At 71.0% G+C, this 19404-nt stretch carries 20 protein-coding genes and 2 tRNA genes; 9 read left to right on the forward strand and 13 right to left on the reverse strand.

Annotated features, from left to right (window positions below):
* Positions 1-35: 35 nt before the first annotated feature.
* The 11 genes from rpmG to ABD151_RS07645 form a co-directional block, all read right to left on the reverse strand.
* Positions 36-206, reverse strand: a complete 171-nt coding sequence (rpmG, locus tag ABD151_RS07595) for a 50S ribosomal protein L33 (RefSeq protein WP_110206760.1) — start codon at positions 204-206, stop codon at positions 36-38.
* Between the two features lie 55 nt (positions 207-261).
* Positions 262-335: transfer RNA gene (locus ABD151_RS07600), tRNA-Met, on the reverse strand.
* A 47-nt stretch (positions 336-382) separates the two neighbouring features.
* Positions 383-455 (reverse strand) — tRNA-Thr (locus tag ABD151_RS07605).
* A 62-nt stretch (positions 456-517) separates the two neighbouring features.
* A complete protein-coding gene (locus tag ABD151_RS07610; protein ID WP_343992939.1) occupies positions 518-1930 on the reverse strand; it encodes an amidase in 1413 nt (470 codons plus the stop codon).
* Positions 1931-2006: 76 nt separating this feature from the next.
* The gene (locus ABD151_RS07615; protein ID WP_343992941.1) at positions 2007-2711 is read right to left on the reverse strand and encodes an LrgB family protein; all 705 of its coding nucleotides are present in this window, start codon (positions 2709-2711) and stop codon (positions 2007-2009) included.
* The gene (locus ABD151_RS07620; RefSeq protein WP_343992943.1) at positions 2708-3061 is read right to left on the reverse strand and encodes a CidA/LrgA family protein; all 354 of its coding nucleotides are present in this window, start codon (positions 3059-3061) and stop codon (positions 2708-2710) included. Before ABD151_RS07620 ends, ABD151_RS07615 begins: the two co-directional genes overlap by 4 nt.
* Complete coding sequence (locus ABD151_RS07625; protein WP_343992945.1) at positions 3062-3646, reverse strand: DNA-3-methyladenine glycosylase I; 585 nt, start codon at positions 3644-3646, stop codon at positions 3062-3064.
* A 1-nt stretch (position 3647) separates the two neighbouring features.
* The gene (locus ABD151_RS07630) at positions 3648-4643 is read right to left on the reverse strand and encodes a pirin family protein (RefSeq protein ID WP_343992947.1); all 996 of its coding nucleotides are present in this window, start codon (positions 4641-4643) and stop codon (positions 3648-3650) included.
* A 36-nt stretch (positions 4644-4679) separates the two neighbouring features.
* Positions 4680-5795 (reverse strand): alanine dehydrogenase, encoded by a 1116-nt coding sequence (gene ald, locus ABD151_RS07635; RefSeq protein WP_343992948.1) that lies wholly within the window; start codon positions 5793-5795, stop codon positions 4680-4682.
* 75 nt (positions 5796-5870) lie between these two features.
* Positions 5871-6797, reverse strand: a complete 927-nt coding sequence (locus tag ABD151_RS07640) for a DUF3152 domain-containing protein (protein WP_343992949.1) — start codon at positions 6795-6797, stop codon at positions 5871-5873.
* A gap of 41 nt (positions 6798-6838) precedes the next feature.
* On the reverse strand, positions 6839-8038 hold the full coding sequence (locus tag ABD151_RS07645) for a homogentisate 1,2-dioxygenase (RefSeq protein ID WP_343992951.1): 1200 nt from the start codon (positions 8036-8038) through the stop codon (positions 6839-6841).
* 61 nt (positions 8039-8099) lie between these two features.
* Between ABD151_RS07645 and ABD151_RS07650 the strand changes: the two genes are divergently transcribed.
* Both ABD151_RS07650 and fahA read left to right on the forward strand, forming a co-directional pair.
* A complete protein-coding gene (locus ABD151_RS07650; RefSeq protein ID WP_343992953.1) occupies positions 8100-8993 on the forward strand; it encodes a hypothetical protein in 894 nt (297 codons plus the stop codon).
* Entirely contained in the window at positions 8990-10186 is a 1197-nt protein-coding gene (gene fahA, locus ABD151_RS07655) for a fumarylacetoacetase (protein ID WP_343992955.1), read from the forward strand. Before ABD151_RS07650 ends, fahA begins: the two co-directional genes overlap by 4 nt.
* 45 nt (positions 10187-10231) lie before the next feature.
* Here fahA and ABD151_RS07660 read toward each other — a convergent pair whose 3' ends face one another.
* The gene (locus tag ABD151_RS07660; protein ID WP_343992957.1) at positions 10232-10489 is read right to left on the reverse strand and encodes a metal-sensitive transcriptional regulator; all 258 of its coding nucleotides are present in this window, start codon (positions 10487-10489) and stop codon (positions 10232-10234) included.
* A gap of 154 nt (positions 10490-10643) precedes the next feature.
* Between ABD151_RS07660 and ABD151_RS07665 the strand changes: the two genes are divergently transcribed.
* The 6 genes from ABD151_RS07665 (at position 10644) to ABD151_RS07690 (ending at position 17160) form a co-directional block, all read left to right on the forward strand.
* Positions 10644-12059: a rhodanese-like domain-containing protein gene (locus tag ABD151_RS07665; protein ID WP_343992959.1), complete on the forward strand. Its 1416-nt coding sequence runs from the start codon at positions 10644-10646 to the stop codon at positions 12057-12059.
* Positions 12056-12850, forward strand: a complete 795-nt coding sequence (locus ABD151_RS07670; RefSeq protein ID WP_343992961.1) for a sulfite exporter TauE/SafE family protein — start codon at positions 12056-12058, stop codon at positions 12848-12850. The genes ABD151_RS07665 and ABD151_RS07670 overlap by 4 nt, the downstream gene beginning before the upstream one ends.
* Before the next feature lie 34 nt (positions 12851-12884).
* The gene (locus ABD151_RS07675) at positions 12885-15020 is read left to right on the forward strand and encodes an MMPL family transporter (RefSeq protein WP_343992963.1); all 2136 of its coding nucleotides are present in this window, start codon (positions 12885-12887) and stop codon (positions 15018-15020) included.
* A gap of 14 nt (positions 15021-15034) precedes the next feature.
* On the forward strand, positions 15035-15238 hold the full coding sequence (locus tag ABD151_RS07680) for a YgaP family membrane protein (protein WP_343992965.1): 204 nt from the start codon (positions 15035-15037) through the stop codon (positions 15236-15238).
* A gap of 26 nt (positions 15239-15264) precedes the next feature.
* The gene (locus ABD151_RS07685) at positions 15265-15423 is read left to right on the forward strand and encodes a hypothetical protein (RefSeq protein WP_343992967.1); all 159 of its coding nucleotides are present in this window, start codon (positions 15265-15267) and stop codon (positions 15421-15423) included.
* A 159-nt stretch (positions 15424-15582) separates the two neighbouring features.
* On the forward strand, positions 15583-17160 hold the full coding sequence (locus ABD151_RS07690; protein WP_343992969.1) for a sulfatase family protein: 1578 nt from the start codon (positions 15583-15585) through the stop codon (positions 17158-17160).
* A gap of 91 nt (positions 17161-17251) precedes the next feature.
* Here the strand turns inward: ABD151_RS07690 and fabG are convergent, their stop codons facing one another.
* Positions 17252-18019: a 3-oxoacyl-ACP reductase FabG gene (gene fabG, locus ABD151_RS07695; RefSeq protein ID WP_343992971.1), complete on the reverse strand. Its 768-nt coding sequence runs from the start codon at positions 18017-18019 to the stop codon at positions 17252-17254.
* Between the two features lie 203 nt (positions 18020-18222).
* Between fabG and ABD151_RS07700 the strand changes: the two genes are divergently transcribed.
* Complete coding sequence (locus tag ABD151_RS07700; protein WP_343992973.1) at positions 18223-19368, forward strand: amidohydrolase family protein; 1146 nt, start codon at positions 18223-18225, stop codon at positions 19366-19368.
* Positions 19369-19404: the final 36 nt, after the last annotated feature.

Genomic DNA, 19404 nt, shown 5'->3' on the forward strand with positions numbered 1-19404 from the left:
GCCAGGTGTCGCCCTTGCGGAAGTGCAGTCCGCGGTCAGCGGGTCTCGCGGTGCGCGGTGTGCGTGCGGCAACGCGGGCAGAACTTCTTCAGCTCAAGACGGTCGGGGTCGTTCCGACGGTTCTTCTTGGTGATGTAGTTCCGCTCCTTGCAGTCGACGCACGCGAGCGTGATCTTCGGACGAACGTCAGAGCTCTTGCTGGCCACGGGAATCCTTCTTCACAGTCTGGTCACATCTTGCGATGTGTTGCGTCATCTTGAGTAGCGAGGGCGGGACTCGAACCCGCGACACCACGATTATGAGTCGTGTGCTCTAACCACCTGAGCTACCCCGCCACCGGGACGGGGCGCCCAGCCGGCACACCGGCTGGGCCCCTACCCAGAGCCCCTTTACGGAATCGAACCGTAGACCTTCTCCTTACCATGGAGACGCTCTGCCGACTGAGCTAAAGGGGCGAACGAGAGAGAACATTACACACGCCTGGCGGAAAGCGAAAATCGGGTGCCCATCGAGGGTTTCAGAGCGGCTGGTGAGCCTGGATCGCCGCGAAGTCGACCGCCTCCTCGAGCTCGAAGGCGAGCTCCAGCAGCGTCGCCTCATGGCCCTGCTGGGCGGCGAACATCATGCCCAGCGGCATGCCCTGCGCGTCGCGCACCAGGGGCAGCGAGATGGCCGGATCGCCGGTCGCGTTCTGCAGCGGCGTGAAGGCCACCCAGTCCAGCAGGCGCTCCATGATCACCTCGAACGGCTGGGTCGGGTCGAGGTGGCCGATCCTGGGCGTGGCATGGGCCAGGGTGGGCGTCAGCACCACGTCGTAGTCGGCGAAGAACGCCGCGGAGGTGCGCTTGGAGGCCGCCATCCGGGCGGTCGCCAGCGGGAGCCGGTGCAGGTTGCGCCGGCAGTGCCGCGCCAGCCCGAGCGTGAGGTTGTCGAGCTTGCTGGCGTCGAAGGTGGGCCCGAAGGTCCGCTTGCCCATCTTGACGCTGTAGAGGCTCAGCAGCGACCAGTAGAGCAGGAAGTCGTCGGCGAACGAGTCGGGGACCGGCGGTGCGACGACCTCGACCCGGTGGCCCATCTGCTCCAGCATCGCCCCCACCCCACGGGTGAGCTCGGCGACGTCGGGCGCGGCGTTGCGCCCCACCGACTCGGTGACCAGCGCGATCCGGAGCCGGCGCCTCCCGGGGCCGGCGATGTCGCCGATCGGCGGCAGCTTGAGGTTGCGATAGACCTTCTCCGCCTCGCGGTAGAAGGCCGCGGTGTCGCGCACCGAGCGGGTGACGACGCCGTCCGCGACGATCCGCACCGGCATCTCGCGCATCATCTTGTCCTGGGCGATCCGGCCCCGGGTCGGCTTCAGGCCGACCAGTCCGTTGACCGCGGCCGGGATCCGGATCGAGCCACCGCCGTCGTTGGCATGGGCCAACGGCACGGCGCCGGCGGCGACCAGCGCCGAGGCCCCGGACGACGACGCCCCTGCGGTGTAGTCGAGGTCCCACGGGTTGCGCACGGCACCGAGCCGCGGGTGCTCCGCGGAGGCGCTGAAGCCGAACTCCGACAGCTGCGACTTGCCGAGCACCACGACGCCCGTGGCCCGGTACATCCGGGCGAAGTCGCCGTCCACCGCAGCTGGGGCGCCGCGCCAGGCGTCAGCGCCCTGCTGTGTGGGCAGTCCGGCCACGTCCGCGTTGTCCTTGACCAGGGTGGGCACGCCGGAGAAGAAGCCCGGGCGGGGTGCCGCGGCCTCCGCTCGGGCAGCGTCGTAGGCACGGGCGGCAACCGCCCCCAGGGCGGGTCCGACGGCGTCGATGCGGGCGATCGCGGCGTCCACGACCTCGCTCGCGGACACCTCCCCCGAGGCGATCCGCTCCGCGACGCCGACCGCGTCGAGCTCGCCGAGGGCGTCGTCGCCGAATGCATGAAGAGGTGACATGTCCCACACGTTACCGGTGAGTCACCAAGGACGTCATGTGTTGCGAGCAGGTGCTCGCCCGGGCGGAGGGTGCGCCTCAGAGCAGGTGGACGACGATCGGGACGACCAGGCTGGTCACCAGCGCGGTCAGCCCCATCGCCAGCCCCGCGAACGCACCCTCGACCGGATGGTCGTTGAGCGAGCGCGAGGTGCCCACGCCGTGCGAGACGACGCCCATCGCCAGCCCACGTGCCCGCCGGTCGCGGATCCGCAGCAGGTTCAGCACCGTCGGCGCCAGCACCGCGCCGAGGATGCCGGCGACGATGGTGAAGACCGCGACCAGCGCCGGGATGCCGCCGATCTGCTCGGTGATCCCGATCGCGATCGGGGTGGTCGCCGACTTCGGCGCCATGGTGAGCTGCAGGTCGCGGTCGCCGCCGAGGGCGCGGACCAGCCCCATCCCGGTGACCACCGCCACCACGGTGCCGATCGGGATCGCGACCAGCATCGGCACCAGCAACGAGCGCAGGTGCGCCGCCTGCCGGTAGAGGGGGACCGCGAGAGCGACGGTGGCCGGGCCCAGGAAGAACGCGATCACCGAGGCCCCGGTGAGGTATTCGTCATAGTCGACGTCGAGCGCCCACAGCAGCGGGCCGATGATCAGCACGGCGATCAGCACCGGCTGGGCCAGCGGGTGTCCCCCGCTGAGCCGCTTCACCTCGCAGCCGATCCGGTAGCCCACCAGGGTCAGCAGCACGCCGGCGAGCGGAGAGGTGCGCAGCAGCTCATGGATCTCGCTCACGAGGCCGCCTTGGGCCGCCGGGTCAGCAGCGTCACGAGGGCGGCGACGGTGATCAGCCCGGCCAGCCAGGAGAGCACCAGCCCGCCCGCGATCGGCAGGGCATGCTCGCGGAGCACGGTGAGATAGGTGACCACGCCGACCGCGGCCGGCACGAAGAGCAGCTGCAGGTGGCGCAGCATCGCCTCGGAGACCCGCAGCACGCCGGCGCTCTCGGGCGGGCGGCGCCACAGCAGGACCAGGAAGAGCAGCAGCATGCCGATCACCGGCCCGGGCACCGGGAGGTCGAGGCCCCGGGAGATGAGCTCGCCGACCATCTGGAAGGCGAGCAGCCACATCAGTCCGTTGACCACTCAGATCGCCCGCCGGCGGTGGCAGTCCAGCAGATGCGTGTCGACCATGCCGAGCGCTTCCATCAGCGCATGCATCGTGGTGGGTCCCACGAAGGTGAATCCTCTCTTCTTCAGGGCCTTGCTGAGCGCCAGGCTCTCCGGCGAGGTGGTGGGCACCTCGGCGACCAGGCGCGGACGGGGTGAGCGCTCGGGAGCGAAGGAGGCGAGGAGGGCAGCCAGCCCGCCGTCCTCGCGCAGCGCGATGGTGGCGCGGGCGTTGGTGATCGTCGCCTGCACCTTGAGCCGGTTCCGCACGATCCGGGCGTCGGCCATCAGCGCGGCCTGCTTGGCGTCGTCGTAGCGGGCGATCCGGTCCACGTCGAAGTCGTCGAATACCTCGCGGAAGGCCGGGCGCTTGGCCAGGATCGTGGCCCAGGAGAGCCCGGACTGGAACGCCTCGAGGGTGAGTCGCTCGAAGTGCGCGGCCTCCCCCTCGACCGGCACGCCCCACTCGGTGTCGTGGTAGTCGCGCATCGCTCCGGGCGCCGCGCCCCAGGGGCAGCGGGCGATCCCGTCCGCGTCGACGACGGCGTCGCCCCGCGGCACCTCAGCGACGCTCGCGGAGCCGGGCGTTGGGCAGCGGCGGTGCCGGGATCGGCGGCAGCGGCTGGCCGCTGACGACGCCGAAGCGGCCCGGAGCCGCCTCGCGGCTGTCCGGGATCAGCGCGCCGTCGCGGATGATCTGGGCCTGCCACTCCTCGCGGAACCCGACGATCTCCTCGTGGCTGCGGCCGACGAAGTTCCACCACATCACGATCGACTCGCCGAAGGGCGGCCCGCCGAGCAGCAGCACCCGCGACTCCTCGGTGGCGCTGAGCCGCAACCGGGCGTGGCCGGGTGCCAGGTAGCCGAGCTCGCCGGGGGCGAGCGGCTGCTCCTCGACCTGGACCGCACCGGCGTCCAGCAGCAGGCCGTGCTCGAAGGCGGCGTCGACGTCGAGGGTCAGCTCGGCGCCCGCCTCGAGCAGCAGCTCCGCGCCGAGCAGCGGCGTGTGCGTGCGCACCGGCGAGGTGTCGCCGGCCAGCGAGCCGAGGAAGACCCGCGCGACGGCACCGTCCAGCGCCACCGGCGCGGGCACGTAGTGGTCGAAGCCGGGCTCGACGTGCCGGGTGGCGTCGGGCAGGGCCACCCACAGCTGCGCACCGTGCAGGACGTCGGCGGCCGGGGTGGAGACCTCGCTGTGGCTGATCCCGCGGCCTGCGGTCATCAGGTTCAGCTCGCCCGGACGCACCATCGCGACGTTGCCGGCGCTGTCCTGGTGCTCGATCTCGCCGGTGAACAGCCAGCTGACGGTGGCCAGCCCGGTGTGCGGGTGCGGGGTCACCTTCATGCCGCCGCTGCTGGCCACGGGCTCGGGACCGTAGTGGTCGAGGAAGCACCAGGCACCGATCAGCGAGCGCTGCCGCGACGGCAGGGTGCGCCGCACCAGCATCGCCCGCGGGCCGCCGAGCGGCACCTCGCGCGGCTCGATCACCTCGAGGCCGGGAACCGGGGCCCCTTCGGTGCAGACCAGAACGCCGGGATCGTGCTCAGGATTGCTCACCCTCCCAGTGTGCCTCAGCCCGTCGGGGCCGCGTCGTCAGGTCAGCACGTGCGCGAGCGGCACCACATCGTGGCCGGTGGCCTCCCCCACCGGCCCGTTGGTGAGCAGCCCCGCATGGGTGCTCAACCCGAGCGCCAGCGAGCCGTCGGCGCGACAGGCCTGCTGCCACCCCTGGTTCGCCAGCGCCACCGCGTACGGGAGGGTCGCGTTGGTGAGGGCGTAGGTGGAGGTGTTCGGCACCGCCCCCGGCATGTTGGCCACGCAGTAGAAGGTCGAGCCGTGCACGGTGAACGTCGGATCGTCGTGGGTGGTCGGCAGGGTGTCCTCGAAGCAGCCACCCTGGTCGACGGCGATGTCCACCAGCACCGAGCCCGGCTTCATCTCGGCGACCAGCTCGTTGCTGACCAGCTTGGGCGCCTTGGCGCCGGGGATCAGCACGGCACCGATCACCAGATCCGCCTGCGTCACCTGCTGCCGGATCGCCAGCGCCGAGGAGGCCAGCCCGTGCACCCGGTTGGAGTAGCGCCAGAACGACATCCGCAGCTTGTCGAGGTCGGTGTCGAGCAGGGTGACGTCGGCGCCCATGCCGAGCGCGATGTTCGCGGCGTTCTGGCCCGCCACGCCGGCGCCGATCACCACCACCTTGGCGTTCGCCACCCCGCCGACGCCGCCGAGCAGGACACCGCGACCGCCCTCGGCGCGGAGCAGGCAGTGCGCCCCCACCTGCGGCGCCAGACAGCCGGCCACCTCCGACATCGGATAGAGCAGCGGCAGCCCGCCCGACGGCAGCTGGACCGTCTCGTAGGCGATCGCGGTGACCTTGCGCTGCAACAGCTCGTCGGTCAGCGTCGGGTCGGCCGCCAGGTGCAGGTAGGTGAAGAGGGTCAGGCCCTCGCGCATCCGGTGGTACTCCTGGGCGACCGGCTCCTTGACCTTGAGCACCATCTCCGCCTGCGCCCACACCTCGTCGGCGTCGTCGAGGATGGTGGCGCCGGCGGCCCGGAACTCGTCGTCGGCGATCAGCGAGCCGACCCCGGCATCGCGCTCGACGACGACCTCGTGACCGTGCTGCACCAGCTCGTGCACGCCGACCGGCGTCAGCGCCACCCGGTACTCGTGGTTCTTCACTTCCTTGGGCACTCCGACGCGCATGGTGCGGCCTCTCTGGTGGGTTCTGCGGTGGGTGGAACGGCTGCTTCGGGCTCTGCTGCGGGCCGGGTGTCCGGCTCAGCGCTCGGCGGGCGTGGGCCAGGGGTTGAAGCGGCAGCCGCCGAGCCCCTTGGACTGCTGCTGCATGACCGGGGCGAGCGCGCCGCGGCGCGGACAGCTGCGGTGGCCCTTGCCCAGGAAGTGCCCGCTCTCGTGGTTGACCACCATGTGCCGGTAGTTGCGCAGCGTGCCGCCGCCGGCACGCCAGGCCGGCGAGGCGTGACGCCACCGGGTCTGGTTGATCACCACGTAGCGCCCGACCCGGCAGCTCCACTGCGCGCTGCAGGCCGGGGAGAAGCGCGGCACCTGGGAGGCCTCGGCGAGCACCAGGGTCATCGACCCGCCGGAGCGGACCTGCCGGAACTCGACCCCGGCGCCGCGCCAGCCACGCGGGTCGGCGAAGGTCTCGCGGGCGAGCCGCTTGAAGGTGGCCAGGTCCGCGACGATCCGGCCGCGGGTCTGCACGGAGTAGCGCACCACGCGCCGCACCGGCACCCGGTGCAGGGCCCGGCGCCCGGCGGAGCGGACGACGTGCTCGGCGCCCGCGGCGTCACGGGCGGTGTAGCGCACCTGGATCCGGTGGCCGATGTCGCGTGGGCGCAGCCGGAGCCGAGTGCCGCTGGCGCCCTTGATCACGGCCCCGTCGCGCAGCCAGGCCCGGGCCACCTTCGCCGGCGTCTGCGACCAGCGCGGCGCCACCGCTCGCAGCACCCGGCCGTAGCGCGGGGTGCCCGCGATCCGGGGCCGGCTCAGCGCGACGAGCGGCTCGGCGTCGTCGGCGGAATCGTCGGCCGCGTCGTTGACGGCTGCGTCGGCAGCAGGCTGCGGGCCGCCCATCGCCGACGGCGGCGCGGGCAGCGCCCCGGGCGCGGCGGCAACCGCCAGCGGCGCGGTGCCCAACAGCACCACGAGCACGGCGACAGCGAAGCCGGCGAGCCGGTTCATGCGACCCACCCTAGGGCGCGCCGGCTCATCGGAGAACCTGCTCAGGCATCGTTGGCCCAGCTCCAGGCGTAGCCGGGGTCCTCGGACTCGGCGGCACCGGCGCCGAGCTCCAGCGGCGCGAAGGTGTCCACCATGACGGCGGTCTCCTCGAACCGCTCGGCACCCAGCGACGCCTCGATGGCCGAGGGCTGCGGACCGTGCGGCAGACCCCCCGGGTGCAACGAGATCGAGCCGATCCCGATGCCTGATCCCTTGCGTGCCTCGTAGTCGCCGGCGACGTAGAACATCACCTCGTCCGAGTCGACGTTGGAGTGGTAGTACGGCACCGGCACGGAGAGCGGGTGGTAGTCGACCTTGCGCGGCAGGAAGTTGCAGATCACGAAGTTGTGCCCCTCGAACACCTGGTGCACCGGCGGCGGCTGGTGCACCTTGCCGGTGATCGGCATGTAGTCGTCGATGTTGAGCGTGTAGGGATACAGGCAGCCGTCCCAGCCGACGACGTCGAACGGGTGCTGCTGCGAGGTGAGCGTGGTGCCGCCGATCTGACCGGGCAGCCCCCGCACCCGGTGCTTGACCCGGACCGGGACGTCGCGCTCGCCCTCGACGCCGTCCACGAGGGCCTCGAGGTCGCGCGGCGGGGTCAGGTCGCGCTCACAGTAGGGTGCGTGCTCGAGCAGCTGCCCGAAGCGGGAGAGGTAGCGCTTGGGCGGTGCGAGATGCGAGTTGGCCTCGATGCAGTAGAGCTCGCTGCGCTCGGCCGGCACCCAGCGGTGCGTGGTCGCACGCGGCAGGATGACGTAGTCCCCCGGCCGGTAGTCGAGGACGCCGAGGACCGTCTCCACGGTGCCGCGGCCGCTCTGCACGAAGACGCACTCGTCGCCGATCGCGTTGCGGTACAGGGGCGAGGTGCTCTCGGTGACGACGTAGCCGATCCGCACGTCGGCGTTGCCGAGCAGCAGCCGGCGGTCCTGGACGGGGCACGCATCAGGGGCGAAGGCGAGCGTGGGAAGACGCAGATGGCGCGGCTTGAGCGGGTGGTTCGGCGTCAGCGCCTGGTCGGGCAGCTGCCACGGCTCGCTGCCGACGATCGCAGAGGGGACGTGCCGGTGGTAGAGCAGCGAGGAGTCGGAGGAGAAGCCCTCCTCCCCCATCAGCTCCTCGTAGCGCAGCCGTCCGTCCGGTCCCCGCAGCTGGGTGTGCCGCTGCGCCGGGACCGTGCCGACCTGTCGGTAGAAGACCATCTGATCCGTCCTTTAATCGAACACTCTCGTCCGCTCAGCCGTTACGCGCTAGCCTCGCACCGTGGCCGACAACGACGCAAGCACCCGCGGAATCATTCAGTCACCGCCCGAGGTTCTGCTCGGGCTGATCGACGACGCCGCCATCTATCCGCCGGGCAACGTGCCGCTCGACGAGGCGGTGCGTGCCCACTTCCTGCGCCGCGACACCGCAGCCCAGCCGCTGGTCGGCACCTTCGTGATCGGCGACCACCGACTGGCCGACCTCAAGGGCCTGGTCACCGACAGCCTGGCGGTGAGCATCGTGATCGGAGCCGGCGCCGGCGGGATCGCTCCCGCGCTCAGCGTGGCGCACCGGATCGGCGGCGTCACCCCGGCCGCAGTGGAGATCGCCCTGCGCGACACCGACGACCTGGTGGGCAACGCCCGGCGCGTGGTCGCCGCCGTCAACCAGGCCCGCGACCTCGGCCTGCTCGACGACGACGTCGCGGTCTACGTCGAGCTCCCTCAGGGCGAGGCCACCCACGGCTGGCTGGGCGCCGCGGACGAGGTGGCCGGCGCCGAGCTGCGGCTCAAGCTGCGCACCGGCGGCGTCGAGGAGCACCTGTTCCCGAGCACCGCGCAGCTCGGCTCCTGGATCACCGCGGCCCTGGACCGCGAGACGCCCTTCAAGTGCACGGCCGGACTGCACCGCGCGGCGCGGCACACCGGCGAGGACGGGATCACCCACCACGGCTTCCTCAACGTCCTGCTGGCCACCCGCGCCAGCCTGGACGGCGCCGATCCGTCCATCGTGCAAGGCGTTCTGGAGGAACGCGACGCGGAGCGGCTCGCCGCCGACGCGCGCGAATCGGTCGGCCTCGATGCACTGGCGCGGACCCGGCGCTGGTTCATCAGCTTCGGCTCCTGCAGCATCGACGAGCCGGAGCAGGACCTGCGCGGGCTGGGGCTGCTGTGAGCACCTGGGTGCCGGGGGCGGCCGGCTCGCTGCACGACGTCGACAACCTTCCCTACGGCGTCTTCACGCTGCCCGGCGAGGCGCCGCGGATCGGCGCCCGGATCGGCGACTACCTACTCGACCTGGCTCCGGTCGCCGCAAGCGACCTGATGGAGATCGCCCACGCCCTGGAGCAGCCCTCCCTCAACCGACTGATGGCCTGTCCTCCGGATCAGCTGGCCGGCCTGCGGGCGTGGCTCGTCGACCTGCTCACCACCGACGCCGGACGCGACACCGCAGAGCCGTTCCTGCTGCCGATCGACAGCGTGCGGATGCAGCTGCCGATCGAGGTCGGCGACTACGTGGACTTCTACGCCTCTGAGCACCACGCCACCAACGTGGGCATGATCTTCCGCCCCGACGGCGACGCCCTGCTGCCGAACTGGAAGCACCTGCCGGTGGGCTACCACGGGCGAGCCGGCACTGTGGTCGCCAGCGGCACCGCCGTCCGCCGCCCGAGTGGTCAGCGACGCGGCGAGGGCGCTCCGGAGTTCGGTCCCTCGACCCGTCTCGACATCGAGGCCGAGCTGGGCTTCGTGGTCGGCCGCGGCTCCGCCCTCGGCGACCGGGTGCCGGCATCGGCGTTCACCGAGCACGTCTTCGGCGTGGTCGGCCTCAACGACTGGTCGGCGCGCGACATCCAGGCCTGGGAGTACGTGCCCCTGGGCCCGTTCCTCGGCAAGTCGTTCGCCACCTCGATCTCCACCTGGGTGACCCCGCTGGCAGCGCTCGACGCGGCGTGGACCGCCCTGCCGGGCCAGGACCCGACGCCACTGCCCTACCTGGAGCCGGCCACCGCACGCGGTCTCGACATCGCGGTGGAGATCGAGCTCAACGGCGAGGTGATCGCCCGGCCGCCGTATGCGGCGATGTACTGGAGCCCGGCCCAGATGCTGGCGCACCTGACGGTCAACGGCGCCTCGATCCGCACCGGCGACCTGTTCGGCTCGGGCACGATCTCCGGTGCGGACGCCGCCACCCAGGGCTCGCTGCTGGAGCTCACCTGGGGCTGGCGCGAGCCGGTGGGTCGCGACGGGCGCCTCGCCCTCGAGGACGGCGACACCGTCGTCCTGCGCTACACCGCCCCCGGCACCCTCGGCGGGCGGATCGCCCTCGGCGAGGTCACCGGCCAGATCCTCCCCGCCTCAATGTGACCTCTGCGTCGCAATTCCTCGCGAAACAGCGCGCTGAGGTCACATCTAGGCCAGGGAGAGGAACAGCTTCTCCATCTTCTTGACGTCGAACTCGTCGGCACCGTTGGCCAAGCACTGCTGCAGACCACTGGCGACGATGGCGAACCCGGCGCGGTCCAGCGCCTTGGAGACCGCAGCGAGCTGAGTGACGACGTCCTCGCACTCGCGCCCCTCCTCCAGCATCCGCAGCACGCCGGCGAGCTGCCCCTGCGCGCGCTTGATCCGGTTGATCACCGGAGTCATCTCCTCGGGATCCAGCTGCATGACTCTCTCCTCTCGCCGAGCACGGTGGCCCGTCCGCGCCCTCAGGCTGCCATGTCGGTCGGCGCCCGCTTCGAGCGCTCTCATTGGAATATACCCCCGGGGGTGTTATGTTCGATCAACCAGATACCCCAGGGGGTATAGCGAAGGAGGACTGATGAGCACCAGCAACGGCACCGAGAAGACCTGCGCGACGCAGCGAGCGACCTCGTTCGAGGTGATCGCCCTCGACACCGCGAGCCTGGGCGATCGCAGCTACCTGGTCCACGACGGCGAGGTCGCCTTCGTGATCGACCCACAGCGCGACCTCGATCGGGTCGAGTCCCTGCTGGAGCAGCACCGGGTCCGCCTGCTGGCCGTCTTCGAGACGCACATCCACAATGACTACGTGACCGGCGGCTTCGCGCTCGCCGAGCGCCACGCCGCCGCCTACTACGTCAACGCCGCCGACGACGTCACCTTCACCCGGACGCCGATCAGCGACGGCGAGACGGTGGCGGTCGGCGACCGGATGCGGGTCACCGCAGTGGCCACCCCGGGCCACACCTTCACCCACCTCGCCTTCGCCCTGCACGAGGCCGGCGAGACGATCGGCGACTCGGCGGCACTCTTCTCCGGCGGCTCCCTGCTCTACGGCGCCACCGGCCGCCCGGACCTGCTGGGCGCTGAGCACGCGGAGCACCTCGCGCAGCACCAGCACGCCTCCGCGCACCGGATCGCCGCGCTGCTGCCCGGCTCCACCGACCTCTACCCCACGCACGGGTTCGGCTCCTTCTGCTCGGCCACCCAGAGCGAGGCGACGTCGTCGACCATCGAGCAGGAGATCGCCGTCAACCCGGCACTGACCCAGGACGCCGCGACCTATGTGCGCGAGCTGCTCGCCGGGCTGGACGCCTGGCCTGCCTACTACGTGCACATGGCGCCGCAGAACGCGACCGGACCCGCCGCCACCGACCTCGCACTCCCGGATCGGGCCGATGCCACCGAGATCGAGCGGCGGATCGCCCAGGGCGAGTGGGTCGTCGACCTGCGCACCCGCACCGCGTTCGCCGCCGGCCACACTCCTGGCGCACTCAACTTCGGCACGGACGGCGCCCTGGCCACCTACCTGGGCTGGCTGATCCCGTGGGGCACCGCGCTGACCCTGCTCGGCGAGAGCGCCGACCAGGTCAGCGAGGCGATCCGCGAGCTCAGCCGGATCGGCGTCGACTCCCCGGTCGCGCACGCCACCGGCGGCCCCGAGGACTGGGGGCAGCAGACAACCGGTCATCCCACGGCCACCTTCGCCGACCTGGCCGACGTCCGCAGCCACCGGGCGGTGCACCTGCTCGACGTCCGGCGAGCCAAGGAGTTCGAGGCCGCCCACCTGCGCGGCGCGCAGAGCATTCCCCTGCACGAGCTGCTGGCCCGGATCGACGAGGTCCCGGCCGGCGAGGTGTGGGTGCACTGCGCCGGCGGCTACCGCGCCTCGATCGCCGCCTCGATCCTGGCCGCCGCGGGCCGCCGGCCGGTCGCCATCGACGACGCCTTCGGCAACGCCGCCGAGGCGGACCTGGAGAGCCCGGGCCGATGATCGAGCTGGGCCTGGCACTGCTCGCAGGAGCGGCGATCGGGCTGGTGCTGGGAGTCCTCGGCGCCGGCGGCTCGATCCTCGCCGTGCCGGCGCTGGTGCACCTGTTCGGGACTGACGCCCATTCCGCCACCACGGGCTCACTGCTGGTGGTGGCAGTCAGCGCCGCCCTGGCCGCGCTCGCCGCGCGCGGCCGGCGCCCGATCCGATTCGGCGCCGGCCTGGCCTTCGGCCTGGTCGCCTCCCTCGGCAGCGTCGCCGGGGCGGTGCTCGCCCAGCAGCTCGACGAGGACCTGCTGCTCACCGGGGTCAGCGTGCTGATGGTCGCGGTCGCGGTGAGCATGCTGCGCCGCGGCGAGCCGACCCCGGGCGTCGGCGTGCTGGACGAGCCGATCGTCACCTTCTCGCCCGCGTTCCACTGCGCCTGCCCGCGTGCGGCCAAGATCCTGCTCACCGCGGTCGCGCTCGGCATGCTGACCGGCCTCTTCGGAGTGGGTGGCGGCTTCCTCGTGGTGCCCGCCCTGGTCCTCGCGCTGGGCCTGCCGATCCTGGAGGCCACCGGCACCTCGCTGGTGGTGATCGCCGTGACCAGCACCGCTGCTCTCGCCGCCCGCGGCAGCCTCGGCATCGACGTCGACTGGGCGCCCGTGGTCGTGCTGACCCTCGCCGCCGCGGCCGTCGCCTCGGTCTCCGCGCGGCGCGCGATGCGCGTGCCACGTCGTCCCCTCACCCGCACCTTCGCCGCAGTGCTCATCGCACTGGCGGCAGCCACCGCCCTCCAGGCCCTCGCCTGAGCGCCTCCCCTCCCACCAACAAGGAGTTCCCCGCATGTCCAGCCCCGCCCTGCACGTGGATCGGCGGTACGGCCCTCTGGGTCGCCTCGGTCAATGGGTGATCGACCACCGCCGTGCCACCACCCTGATCTGGGTCTTCCTGGTGATCGGCCTCGGCGCCTTCGCGCCGCGGGTCGAGGCCGACCTCTCCGGCGCCGGCTGGCAGGCCGACGGCTCCGACTCGGTCGCCGTGCGCACCCTCGCCGAGGACCACTTCGGCGGCAACGCCAGCTCCGCGCTCCAGGTCGTCGTGCACAGCGACGACGCCCCGCTCAGTGAGGGCCGCGGCGCCGAGGTGCTGGCCGAGGTGACCGCCGTCCTCGAGGCCGACGACCGGCTGGCCGGCGTGGTTCCGCCGACCCCCGGCGCCACCCTGAGCGAGGACGGGCGCACCGGCATCGTGATGGCCGGGGCCGGTGTCGACACCAACGAGATGGTCAAGGTCGCCGACGACCTCAAGCACGAGCTGCGCGACCTCTCCGGCGACGGCGTCGAGGTGGACCCGACCGGCGCCTCGCAGCTGTGGTCTGACTTCAACGAGGCCAACCTCGACGCGATGCTGAAGTCCGAGATGATGTCGTGGCCGGTGACGCTGGGCATCCTGGTGCTCGCCTTCGGCGCACTGGTGGCGGCCGGCCTGCCGCTGCTGCTCACCCTTGCCGGCCTGGTCGCCTCGGCGGGCTCGCTGGTGCTGATCAACGAGCTGGTCCCGGTCTCCATCTGGGCGATGAACTTCGCGATGATGTTCGCCCTGGCGCTGGGCATCGACTACGCGCTCTTCCTGGTGGTGCGCTATCGCGCGGCCCGGATGGCCGGCGGCAAGTCCATGCCGGAGGCGATCGGCGAGATGATGGACACCGCCGGCAAGGCGGTGCTGCTCTCCGGAGCGACCGTGTTGATCTCACTCTCCGCGGTGATGCTGGTTCCCTCGCCAGCCTTCCGCTCGATGGCCGGCGGGATCATGCTGGCAGTGGTCTTCATCCTCGCCGCCACCTTGACCCTGCTCCCGCTGGTGCTGGCCAAGCTGGACCTGCGGATCAACAAGGTCGCCGTGCGCAAGCCGAAGGCCGACCAGAGCTCACCGCGGTTCGCGACCTGGGGCGAGCTGCTCTGGAAGCGCCCGATCGCCTTCGGGCTCGGCGCTCTGGTGGTGCTGATCGCGCTGGCCGCTCCGGTGCTCGGATTGAACACCGCGATGCCGTCGATCAAGGTGCTGCCCCAGGACGCCAGCGCCCGGGTCGGCTACGACCGGGTGCAGGAGGCGTTCGGCGAGGGCGCCCCTGGCGCGCTCCAGGTGATCGCACCGACCGCGCAGGCCGACGCGGCCACCGCCGCGCTGACCGCGGACGCCGGGATCGCGATGACGATGCCTGCCCAGCCCGCGCTCGACGACGCCGACCTGGTGCTGATCCAGGCGATCCCCACCGTCGACCCCTCCGACCCCGCTCTCGGCGACACCGTGGACCGGTTGCGTGCGGCCGTGCCTGACGACACCCTGGTCGGCGGCGCCGCCGTCGAGAACCTGGACCTCAAGGCCCAGCTCGACGAGTCGACCCCGCTGGTGATCGGCGTGATCCTGGTGCTCGGCTTCCTGCTCCTGCTGGTTGCCCTGCAGGCACCGCTGATCTCGCTGCTCGGCACCCTGGCCTCCCTGCTCTCCACCGGTGCCGCCTTCGGCGCAGCGAAGCTGATCTTCCAGGACGGCCACGGCGCGGACCTCTTCCACTTCGAGTCGCAGGGCTTCCTCGACGCCTGGGCGCCGGTCTTCTTCTTCGCGATGATCTTCGCGATCGCGATGGACTACACCGTCTTCTTGCTGGCCTCCGCCAAGGAGCACTTCGAGCGGACCGGGGACGCCAAGGCGGCCATGGTCGGCGCCCTCGCCAACTCGGGTCGCGTCATCTTCGCCGCCGGTGCGGTGATGGTCGCGGTCTTCTTCACCTTCGCGATCAGCGGTCCGCTGCCGCCCAAGGAGATGGGCATCGTGCTGGGCGTCGCCGTCCTGCTCGATGCGTTCCTGATCCGCCTGGTCCTGCTGCCGGTGATGCTGCGGCTCACCGGACGCGCCGCCTGGTGGTGCCCGGCGTGGCTGCGCCGCGTGCTGCCCACCATCTCCTTCGCCCACGACTGATGAAAGAGAGCTCGATGAACCTCGACCGCGCCGTGATGACCCTGGCCGGAACCCTTGTCCTACTGGGCACCGTCCTTGCCGCCCTGGTCTCGCCCTGGTGGCTGCTGCTGACCGGCTTCGTCGGAGCCAACCTGCTCCAGGCCAGCCTCACCGGCTTCTGCCCCGCTGCCAGCATCCTGCGGCGCTTCGGCGTGCGCAGCGGCTGCGCCTTCAACTGACACACCGAACGAGAGGAACACCCACCATGTGCCGACCCGCCACCTGCAAGAAGTGCGGCCTGACCACCTGGGCCGGCTGCGGCATGCACGTCGACGACGTCATGCGCGGCGTGCCGCAGGACCAGCGCTGCGGTGGCCACGAGGCTGGCCCCAGCCTCCTGGACCGCATCCTCGGACGCGGCTGAGCCGACGACGGCGACCTCGCGGGGCGTCATCCGTTGCGAGCAGGTGCTGCTCGGTCGGACGACGTCCCGCGGGAATGCCCGCCCCGCCCGACCCACAGCCCTTCTAAAACTGAGTTCACTTCCACTATGGTGATCTGAGTCTCGACGAAGGAGCCTGGCATGGGCCGCAAGATCCTCTTCATCACCACCGACCAACAGCGCTACGACGCCTATGGCTGCAACGGCGGCACGGTCGCCCGCACCCCGGTCACCGATGCCCTCGCCAGCGAGGGCATCCGCTACGAGCGGGCCTACAGCGCGAACGTGATCTGCACACCCGCACGCTCCAGCATGCTGACCGGCCAGCACCCGCGCACCCACGGCGCGATCGCCAACGGCGTGCCGCTGCCCCAGGACGCACCCTCGATCGCAGCGACGCTTGCCGACGCGGGCTATCGGACCGCGCTGATCGGCAAGGTGCACTTCGAGCCGATCGCCGACCCGGACGGCGCCTACCCCCAGAACCGACTGGCACTCACCGACAGCCACGGCCCGTACCGCGGATTCGACTACGTGTCGTTCGCCGGCCACGGCCCCCTCGGCGCCTCGCACTACGCGAACTGGCTGCGCAAGAACCACCCCGATCAGGTGGACGGCTTCCTGCGGATCTTCGCCACCACCCCCGGCGGCGACACCGGTGCACCCGCCGTCAAGGCGCACCAGGTCGCCCGGGAGAACTACCACACCGACTGGATCGCAGACCAGGTGATCGCCTGGCTCGACACCCTCGACGACGACGAGGACTGGTTCTGCTGGATGAGCTTCCCCGACCCGCACCACCCGTGGGACCTGCCGGCCAGCGAGCGCGACCGGATCGACTGGCGCACCCTGGACCTCCCGGCCGGACACCCGGGCTCCCCCGAGCGGATCAAGGCGATCCTGTCGGAGAAGCCCGCGCACTGGCTGGCCTGGTACGACGGCAGCGTGCCGAACATCGACGCAGCGCCGGGCGACTTCGTGCCGGCGGACCTGACCGACGACCAGATCCGCGAGGTCAACGCCGTCGTGCACATCAAGAACGAGCTGCTCGACGAGGCCTACGGCCGGGTGCTCGAGCACATCCGGCAACGCGGCCAGCTCGACGACACCGACGTCATCATCACCACCGACCACGGCGAGTTCCAGGGCGACCTGGGCCTGCTGTTCAAGGGGCCGTACCACGTGGATGCGCTGATGCGCCTGCCGATGATCTGGCGCCCCGCGCCGTCGGCCGGCCTCAGCCCTGCCGTCGTCAGCGAGCCGGTGAGCCAGGTCGACCTGGCGCCGACCTTCTGCGCCATCGCCGGGATCGAGACGCCGGAGTGGATCGAGGGCACGGCGATGCCGACCGGCCCGGACGGCCCGCGTCGGCGCGCCCTGATCGAGTGGGACAGCCAGCTCGACACCGGCTACCGGATGCGGACGATCGCCGCCGACGGCTGGCTGTGCACCGCTTATGAGCCCACCGACACCGACTACGGACTCCCCCGGGCCCGGCGCTACGCCGAGTTCGACCGCGGCGACGCCCCGGTCCCCGATGTGATCACCTACGACGGCACCGAGGGCGAGCTGTACAACGTCGCCGAGGACCCGCACCAGTGGCGCAACCTCTGGGACGACCCTGCCTCGCAGGAGATCCGCGCAGCACTGGTCGCCGAGATCTACCAGGCCCTCCCCACCGGCCGCCAGCCACGACTGCGCCCCGTCGCCATGGGCTGACCCACCAGATAGTCCCTGACGTTTTCGTGGTTCTCTGCCCCGAAAACCACGAAAACGTCAGGGACTATCCCCGCCAGGCGCGCTGCGAGGGTCAGCCCTTCGGGCCGCCGGCGACCGTGAGCACCTGGCCGGAGACGAAGCCGGACTGCTCGGAGACGAAGAACGCGACGGCGTGGGCGATGTCCTCCGGCACGCCCACGCGTCCTACCGGGGTCTCCTTGGCGCTGGACTCGATCAGCTCCTCGAAGGTGACCCCGAGACGCTCGGCGGTGGCGCGGGTCATCTCGGTCTGGATGAAGCCCGGGGCGATCGCGTTGCAGGTGGCGCCATGACGCCCGATCTCCAGCGCCAGGGTCTTGGTGAACCCCCAGATCCCGGCCTTGGCCGCGGCGTAGTTCGCCTGACCGACGTTGCCGAACGCCGACATGCTGGACAGGTTCACGATCCGCCCCCAGCGCTCGGCCTTGAGGTGCGGCTGCACGGCGCGCGACAGCAGGAAGGCGCCGCGCAGATGGACCGACATCACCGAGTCCCAGTCGTCGACGCTCATCTTGTGCAGCATGTTGTCCCGCGTGATCCCGGCATTGTTGACCAGCACCACCGGCGCCCCGAGGCTCTGCGCGACGTCGTCGACGGCGGCCTGCACCGCGCCCTCATCGGCGACGTCGACGCCGAAGGCACCGGCAGTCCCACCGGCCGACCGAATCTCCTCGGCCACCGAGCTCGCGGCCTCGGCGTCGAGGTCGAACACCGCCACCGCAAGGCCCTCCCGGGCGAGCCGGCGGGCCACCGCGGCACCGATCCCGCGCCCGGCACCGGTCACGATCGCGGTCCGCCGCACTGCTGTCTCCACTGTCATCTCCTGATCCTCCACTCTAAAGAACTGAATCCAACTTTAGTTTTAGAAGAACCCTCCGCCAAGGGCTGCGGCGCGCGATCCCACCCCTCGAAACAATGCGCTCCCGACCTAGACATGAACCTGGATTCATTTTTAGAGTACAGATGATGTGACGCAGGACATATCGACGCCACCCATAGGAACGACCCGAGGAAGTGGAACCGATGACTGACGAATGGACCATCATCTCCGTCGACGATCACGTCGTGGAGGGCCCGGAGACCTGGACCTCGCGGATGCCGCGCAAGTACCTGGACCGCGCTCCCCGCGTGGTCGGCACCGACGAGGGCTTCGCCTGGGACTTCGACGGCCTGGTCCGGCCCTTCTCCGGCCTCCAGTGTGCGGTCGACCGGATCCCCGACCAGGCGTACCGCGTCGTGGTGGAGAACTTCGAGGACCTCCACGACGGCTGCTACGACGTGGAGCAGCGGCTCAAGGACATGGACGACACCGGCATCCTCGCCTCGATGTGCTTCCCGTCGATGCCCGGCTTCGGCGGCACCTACCTCAACCAGAACCCCGACAAGGGCCTGGCCCTGGCCAGCATCGAGGCCTACAACGACTTCATCACCGAGGAGTGGTGCGGCGCCGCTCCAGGCCGCCTGATCCCCGCGGTGATCATGCCGCTGTGGGACCCGGCGCTCGCCGTCAAGGAGCTCGAGCGCCTCGACGGCCGCGGCGTGCGCAGCGTCGTCTTCAGCGAGCGCCCCCACGTCCAGGGCTACCCCTCGCTCTTCGACAGCGCGCGACACTGGGACCCGTTCTTCGCTGCCGCACAGGAGCGCGACCTGGTCATCTCCTGTCACATCGGGTCGTCGTCGAAGGTGGACTCGCCCGAGGACTGTGACTACTTCACGCACATGAGCGAGGTGTGGATCAACGCCTGCTACGCGCTCACCGAGTACACCTTCTCCGGCACCTTCGACCGCTTCCCCGACCTGCGGGTCGCCTTCTCCGAGGCCTCCATCGGCTGGATCCCCTTCCAGCTGCAGGTGATGGACAACTACTACCTCGACCGCGCCACCACGAAGGAGACGCCGCTGAAGTACAAGCCCAGCGAGTACTTCGGACGCAACGTCTTCGGCTGCTTCATCTATGACCCGGTCGGCACCCGGTTCATCGAGCAGCTCGGCGTCGACAACATCATGTGCGAGGTCGACTACCCGCACGCCGACTCGCTGTGGCCCGACATCCGCAAGGGGATCGACGCCCAGCTCGGCTCGTTCAGCGCCGAGGACCAGTACAAGCTGCGAGTCAGCAACGCCGAGCGCATCTACGGATTCACGCCCTCGGGCATCGGCCAGCGCTGACGACGTGCGAAGGGCCGGTGGCGATCGCCACCGGCC

The sequence above is a fragment of the Nocardioides dubius genome, from assembly GCF_039528155.1.
Lineage (GTDB): Bacteria > Actinomycetota > Actinomycetes > Propionibacteriales > Nocardioidaceae > Nocardioides > Nocardioides dubius.